Origin of the sequence: uncultured Nostoc sp. (genome assembly GCF_964247315.1) — a bacterium.
In the GTDB taxonomy this organism is placed as follows: Bacteria; Cyanobacteriota; Cyanobacteriia; order Cyanobacteriales; family Nostocaceae; genus Nostoc.
Genome location: NZ_CAXTTT010000072.1, coordinates 1 through 4,031 on the forward strand (window position 1 = coordinate 1; position 4,031 = coordinate 4,031).

The following is a 4,031-nucleotide window of genomic DNA, read 5'->3' on the forward strand; positions in this document are numbered from 1 at the left end:
GCCTACTGCCACGCCTCCCGCCACGCCTCCCGCCACACCGAACCAGTTAACGGGAACATTTATAGTCTGAAAAACTAAACCTATAGCTACAGGTGTAATTACTGTTAAAAACAATCCTTGGAAAAGTAATTGACGTTGGATAACATTTTGACGTAATAACTCCCATTGCTTCTGCCAATTCATTTCCTTTTCAGAAATATACCCACCCCCGAATCTATCCACATACCACCGCAAAGCCTGGGGAAAGAAAAATACCCAGTACAAAAGGCGCAGATTATCTAAAGGATTCCACACAGACAGAGGACGCTTTAATTGGGGTGCTAAGTCTAGGCGGGGTACAGGGGTCAATTCAGCCTCCATCATTAACCGTGAAGAACCTAACCTTCCCAGCTACCTTCCTATAAAGTAAGCGAGAGTAGGAGTAATCTTGCTTCCCTTCTAAGGAAGGGGTTGAGGGAGAGGTGAAAGGGGTATCACTCATCGCACACTCTCCACATACCGCGAATAACTTCGATAGCACAGTTGCATCAGTGTGCGAGGATGTCCCCCACTTTCTTGGATGAGTTGGATGATTTTGTCTTCAATAAAACTCACTGAAGTGTTAGCCAAACGGTTGGTAATAAAAGCACGCATAGTGGCTTCATCCCAAGGATGAATGTGTTCTTCTTGGCAAATACCTGCCAGTGGAGATGTTTTGCCATTATTCTGACTGTCATTAAATAGCTTGTCCAAAGGTTCGCTAGCAGCTAAAATTAACCGCAAAGAAGCATCACGCCCTTCAGCTAAACCGCGCAATTGATCCCTAACTTGGCGAGTAAAGCCGTTTTCGATTAACTTTCCTAAATTATCTATAGCTAATAGTACTTTTTTCTTTTGCAAATTGCGAGTTAGGCTATAGCCTTTGCTTTTAGGAATACCAATTCGATCACACAAAGCAATGTAGAATTCATTTTCATCATAAACTCCATTATTTAAATCTAAAAAAACTGGATCACGTGGGAACTGTAAATAATTTTCTGCCTGTTGGCAAATCACCCATAACAAAGATGACTTGCCAATTCCTTCTTCTCCTATAAGGGCAACACTACTATTACTGTTAAGTACTTCAAATACCCGCGATATTTCACGTTCCCTGCCAAAGAACTGTTGTGGGTCTTCTATTCTGCCGTGTTGTGGAATAAAAGGATTATGATTTTGCTGCAATAGATTAACTAACTGTGATTCATTTCTTAGTGGTGGATTATTTGGTTCTACAATTGGTTCTTGGGAAAATGAAGCTTGTTCTGAATACTTTTGATATCTTACTATTATTGAATTTTTAAAAGTTCTTTTTTTAACTTGTATTTCTAAAAGTTGTGTAATCTTTTTGCATAACTTTGCACCCACATCTCTCACATGTTCTGCACTATAAGAGCCATCATTAACAATCTCTGTATACTCCTTCCCTTCCCACATCCCTAAAAAGAGCTTTTGTTCTAAATCATTTAAGACTTGCTTATCGTTTGCAAGTAGCTTATTAATGAATGCTAATCCTTCTTGTGAGTCCATTAGGTGTAAGTGAATTGGTAGAGCAAAGTTAAAATCAGTCAGTAGTGTAATACTTTACCCTACAAACCTACATTTGCCTACTTTCCCTTATAACAATTTAATCACTCAAACTCCCTACTAGCGCCTACCTATAGAGCTTATGTCTCAAGTGATGATGGTGTTATACCAAAAAAAGTTGAGGAGTTTGAAAAATGGCAACTTTTAGACAACAGCTTGTACTTGCTCTCATCGCTGCTACCGGCGCCATACTAGCTACAGTAGCGCCTGCATTAATTGAGCGGGATAAAAAATCTTCTTCAGAACCAAAGCCTTTTGTCACCGCCACCTCTGCAATATGTGACAAAGTTATTGCCGATAAAGTCTGTGTCGCTAATCTTACAGTGCAGGTTAATAGCAACGAACTTCAGCAAGTGACAAATCGCGATCGCCTATTTCTCAAATCTGGAGATACTCTAAGATTATCAAACCTCAATTATTGCATACCATCTCAAACTCTACTCAATAAAGTAGAAATCAAAGGATATTTATTTAAACATGGAGTTGAGAGTTATAAAAATGGATTTTTCACTCCTAGTAACTTCCCGATTTATGCTGCTTGCCATAATATTGGTAACTTCCAAAAAACTTGGAAGCTTGAACCAGGACAGCACCAAGTCAGTATACCCATTATCAAGTATGTTGGTAGCAACAGAATTGTTGACGGTAGTTTCTACTTTAACTTGGATGTTGGACAGTAATTTCACTCTTCTATTTAAAAGCTAAAGGAAGTAATAGTTTTATGGCTTACAGCGAGTTTAATTTAGCTAAAGCAAAACAAGAATTTAGCTTAACCACATTAGAAAAACGCGATATTTTCGCTACTGCTCCTGAATTAACAGCGAGTAATTTACTTGTAGAAACACTCAATTATAACCTAGATATTGCTTTAGGTAGTAATAGCGAAAAAGCGCGTTCTGAGTTAATTATTGCGCCAATTTTAGTTGATTTACGCCGACAATTACGCGAACAAGTTAGTTTATTTTCTGGGGTAGATTTCACTGTCGATAATAGCAAAGGATTAAACGGCACTTGTGATTTTATTATTACCAAATCTCCAGAAATTCTGATTTTGACAGCACCAGTAATTACAGTTGTAGAAGCTAAAAAAGAAAATATTAATGGCGGTTTGGGTCAGTGTGCAGCCGAAATGGTAGCAGCCCAAATCTTTAATCAGCAAGCTGCAACTGAGATTAAAACAATTTACGGAGCAGTCACAACTGGCAGTATTTGGCAATTCCTCAAACTAGAACAACAAATATTGAGCATTGATTTAAGCGAATATTATCTCAAAGATGTGAATAAAATTCTTGGTATTTTAGCCAGTGGTATTTCTCAAGAAATTTAATAAAATGTCCAACAGCTTAATATCGAATTCGCGGATCTACATAAGCATTTAAAATATCAATCAAAATGCTGGCGCTGACAACGATCGCACCAAAAAATACGAGTACTCCCTGGACTGTGGGATAATCGCGATCGGCGATCGCTTGATACAATCGATTAGCTAACCCAGGCCAAGAAAATGTTACCTCTGTCAAAATCGCCCCACCCAACAGAGACGCAAAGGTTAATCCTAAGACTGTAATTACTGGAATTAGAGCATTTTTTAAGGCGTGGGAAGCTAAAATCTTATTTTCACCAATACCTCTAGCTCTAGCCGCTTCTACATAATCTGCTTGCAAGGTTTGCTTTAAATTCACTCGCACAATTCGTTCAAAAATCCCACTGAGCAAAAGTCCTAGTGTGAGACTTGGTAAAGCAAGATGGTGCAAAGATGCGAAAAACTGGCTAAAATTTCCACCGAGTAGGCTATCAATTGTATACAATCCAGTCACAGGAGTGGGAGCCGGCAGATTAGAGGGAAAGCGGTTGGAATTGGGAAACCAACCGAGTTGGACTGAGAAAATCAACTGTAAAAGCATTCCCGCCCAAAACATCGGAAGTGCGTAGGTGATGATCCCAAATAAGCGCCCACCAACATCAAAATATGTTCCCGGACGGGAAGCCGAAAGAGTCCCAACCGCAATTCCGACGATGAGTGCAACCGCCATACTACATACTGCTAACTCCACCGTCGCCGGGAAATATTGCCCAATTATGTCCCAAACATTTTGTCCGCGACTCATTAAAGAGGTTCCCAAGTCAAAGTGCAGTATGCTTCCCAAATAATTTAGGTACTGTAGCCACAGGGGAAGATTTAAACCGAGTTGTTTTCGCAATTCTTCTTTAGCTGCTTCTGGCGCACGTCCACCGAGAATTGCATCTGCTGGATCTCCTGGTGTTGCTCTTAGTAAGAGAAATACAATGGTGATGATCGTTAATAGCTGAAGTGGCGCAAGAAGCAACCGAGAAACAATGTAATATTGTAAGGCTTTAGAACGGGACATAAGTAATTCGTAATTCGTAATTCGTAATTCGTAATTCGTAATTCGTAATTCGTAATT

General features: G+C 39.5%; 4 protein-coding genes and 1 pseudogene. 2 read left to right on the forward strand and 3 right to left on the reverse strand.

What is annotated here, in order from left to right; genetic code table 11:
- Together ACFE93_RS20780 and ACFE93_RS20785 are read right to left on the reverse strand one after the other, a co-directional pair.
- A pseudogene (locus ACFE93_RS20780) lies at positions 1-363 on the reverse strand (ATP-binding protein); the annotation flags it as partial.
- 114 nt (positions 364-477) lie between these two features.
- Positions 478-1,548, reverse strand: coding sequence for an AAA family ATPase (locus tag ACFE93_RS20785; protein WP_375475781.1), 1,071 nt, complete (start codon positions 1,546-1,548; stop codon positions 478-480).
- Positions 1,549-1,739: 191 nt separating this feature from the next.
- Between ACFE93_RS20785 and ACFE93_RS20790 the strand changes: the two genes are divergently transcribed.
- Both ACFE93_RS20790 and ACFE93_RS20795 read left to right on the forward strand, forming a co-directional pair.
- A complete protein-coding gene (locus ACFE93_RS20790) occupies positions 1,740-2,285 on the forward strand; it encodes a hypothetical protein (protein ID WP_375475783.1) in 546 nt (181 codons plus the stop codon).
- A 41-nt stretch (positions 2,286-2,326) separates the two neighbouring features.
- Positions 2,327-2,932: a hypothetical protein gene (locus ACFE93_RS20795; RefSeq protein ID WP_375475785.1), complete on the forward strand. Its 606-nt coding sequence runs from the start codon at positions 2,327-2,329 to the stop codon at positions 2,930-2,932.
- 16 nt (positions 2,933-2,948) lie between these two features.
- Here the strand turns inward: ACFE93_RS20795 and ACFE93_RS20800 are convergent, their stop codons facing one another.
- The gene (locus ACFE93_RS20800; RefSeq protein WP_375475848.1) at positions 2,949-3,974 is read right to left on the reverse strand and encodes an ABC transporter permease; all 1,026 of its coding nucleotides are present in this window, start codon (positions 3,972-3,974) and stop codon (positions 2,949-2,951) included.
- Positions 3,975-4,031 lie beyond the last annotated feature (57 nt).

What these genes read in the sequence shown, in the direction of transcription:
- ACFE93_RS20795 (WP_375475785.1), top strand. Translation starts at nt 2,327, where the DNA reads ATGGCTTACAGCGAGTTTAATTTAGCTAAAGCAAAACAAGAATTTAGC.
- ACFE93_RS20790 (WP_375475783.1), top strand. Translation starts at nt 1,740, where the DNA reads ATGGCAACTTTTAGACAACAGCTTGTACTTGCTCTCATCGCTGCTACC.
- ACFE93_RS20785 (WP_375475781.1), bottom strand. Translation starts at nt 1,548, where the DNA reads ATGGACTCACAAGAAGGATTAGCATTCATTAATAAGCTACTTGCAAAC.
- ACFE93_RS20800 (WP_375475848.1), bottom strand. Translation starts at nt 3,974, where the DNA reads ATGTCCCGTTCTAAAGCCTTACAATATTACATTGTTTCTCGGTTGCTT.